Consider the following 715-nt stretch of genomic DNA (forward strand, 5'->3'; position numbering starts at 1 on the left):
CCGCCCCGGCCCCGTGCCGGTCATGTGGGGGACGGGCCGCCCACCTACGACGCCGAGCCCACCGCGCTGCCGGACGCGCGGCCCGACGGCCTCGACGAGCTCGTCGCGGACACCGTCCTGGACGGCGCCCGGTACGGGGCATACCTCCTGCGCGCCGCCTCCGTACGCGGCGACTCGGCCCGCTACCGGGGCGAGCACCGGCGCGACGCCCTGCTCACCGCCCGGTTCGGGCGCGGCGAGGACGCGCTGGTCCTGGTCGCCGTCGCCAGCGGTATGCGGGCCTTCGAGGGCGCGCACCTCGCCGCCGCCGACGCCTGCCGCTGGATCGGCGGCGCGATCGGCCGCAGCCACACCCGGCTCGCCGACGACATCAGGGCGGGGCGCCGCAGCGACCTCAAGTCCGGGCTGCACCGGCTCACCGACCGCAGCTACGGCCGGCTGCGCGCCCGCGCCGCCGAGCTGGGCGCGGAGCCCGAGGAGTACACGGCGGGGCTGCGCTGTCTGCTGCTCTCCGCCGACCCCAGCTGCCGCACCCGGGTCTTCTTCGGGGTCGGGCCGGGCGGTCTGTTCCGGCTGCGCGGGGGAGCCTGGCAGGACATCGAGCCCGCCGCGCCCGAACCGGGCGACGTCAGCGGCGAGCCCGTCGTCGGGTTCGGCTCGCCGCCCTCGGAGACCGCCGAGGGCGACCGGCTCACCATGGACCTGAACACCGTGG

Annotated in this window: 1 protein-coding gene; it reads left to right on the forward strand. The window is 78.0% G+C overall.

The window, feature by feature from the left end:
* Positions 1–715 (forward strand): protein phosphatase 2C domain-containing protein (locus ACJA3G_RS38060; protein WP_406557556.1); only part of this gene is annotated, 715 nt, incomplete at both ends.

The organism is Streptomyces sp. YS-3 (assembly GCF_045257485.1).
Classification (GTDB): Bacteria; Actinomycetota; Actinomycetes; order Streptomycetales; family Streptomycetaceae; genus Streptomyces.